Source organism: Neisseria sp. P0021.S005 (assembly GCF_051956955.1).
Window position 1 is genome coordinate 1 of record NZ_JBQCWY010000715.1, and the last position, 1525, is coordinate 1525.

At 45.8% G+C, this 1525-nt stretch carries 2 protein-coding genes and 1 pseudogene; all 3 read left to right on the top strand.

All coding sequences use genetic code 11. The features are described from left to right. Positions 1 to 597, top strand: a pseudogene (gene cca, locus ACTHUE_RS18620) (multifunctional CCA addition/repair protein); the annotation flags it as partial. Continuing rightward, positions 597 to 1235 carry a hypothetical protein gene (locus ACTHUE_RS18625; protein ID WP_315039573.1) on the top strand — a complete coding sequence of 213 codons (639 nt, stop codon included), beginning with the start codon at positions 597 to 599 and terminating at the stop codon, positions 1233 to 1235. The pseudogene cca and the gene ACTHUE_RS18625, both read left to right, overlap by 1 nt. Before the next feature lie 63 nt (positions 1236 to 1298). Then, positions 1299 to 1525 (top strand): hypothetical protein (locus tag ACTHUE_RS18630; RefSeq protein WP_440424146.1); only part of this gene is annotated, 227 nt, incomplete at its 3' end.

Sequence of the window (1525 nt, forward strand, 5' to 3'; positions counted from 1 at the left end):
GATGGTCATCCTGAAGTTGCCAGTGGGGTTAAGATGCGGGTGTTTGTACAACGGTCCTCGGAAGTGAACTTCTCCTTCTCTGAACACTGTGCTGCTTGGTTGCACGACTTGGGAAAGGAAAAAACACCGGCTGACGCCCTGCTGAAAAATTACGGACACGACGTCAACGGCGTCGAACCCGTCCGCGAAGTCAATCAACGCCTGCGCGCACCCAAACACTGCGCCGAGCTTGCCGAACTTGTCTGCCGTTGGCACATCATGCTCCATCAAGTCGGGCAGTTCAAAAGCAAAACCATTTTGAATGTTTTGAAAAAAACCGACGCATTCCGCCGCCCCGAACGTTTTCAGACGGCCTTAAACGTCTGCGTGGCCGACAAACAAGGCCGTCTGAATCTTGAAGATACCCCCTATCCGCAACGCGAACACTGGCTGGCCTTACTTGAAGCCGCCAACCAAGTAGATGCAGGCAAAATTGCAGCCGAGTGTCGCGCGCAAGGAAAAGCGCACCTTATCGCTGAACAAATTGATCATGCCCGCTTAGCGCAAATTACACCGCTGCAAAAAGCATATCAGGCAGACAAAGTAGGAGGATATTGATGACATCTTCGCGTTATAAAATCGAGTGTATGCCCGACGGCATTACCATATCTGCGCGTGTTGTACATGACTCGCAGGAAATCGGTTTTACCGCAGTATTTCTTATGTTTTCCTTTGCTCTTACATGCATCGCGCCGTTTTACCTTGAAGAACACTATTTCACTAATTTAGAAGCTATTCTCATCCCTTTACTTTTTACTTTCTACTTAGTGGGTTCGCTTGTTCACAGCATTCTTTGGCAACTTTTCGGACGTGAAAACATCAAGATCCGTAACCATACGCTGTCTCATGGTTATACCTTGTTCTCCATTGGGCGTTGGCGTAGTTTCCCATTGTCAGAAATCTCCGAATGGCATTCTCGTGACCATATTCCCAAAGCTCCTATTGCACAAGGAAGGAAACAGAGGTTGCCAAACGAAAGCATATACCAAAATGGTATGAAACGAAAAATTCACAATGTCCCCAATATTTTACGTATCCAAAAATGTGGGCAAGGCGTATGGGCTTTCGATTATCAGAGAAAAACCATACGTATCGGCGATTTTTTTGATAGCCGCGATTTTCAGGCAGTCAATATTGAATTGAACAGATTTATCCCCACATCTGCCAAAGCCCGTCAACTTAAAGACGTCCTTTAAAACAGCCACCACAATATCCGCTATAATCCGCACCTTGACCATCTTATTTCAACAATAAAAATCATGACTATCCAGACCGATTTACTTCACGAAAAAATCAGCAATGAAGATTATCAACGCCTCATTGTCAAACACAGCGAATCTTTCAGCGACGGTGAAATCCGCCTATTGAATGAGATTTTGGAAAAATTTGAATTTGATGTCGTACAGGAACAAGCATTGGCGCAAGCTGTGATGCAGCAGGTGCGCTTCGATCCAAACGACTACCATATCGACAGCGACGATGAAGA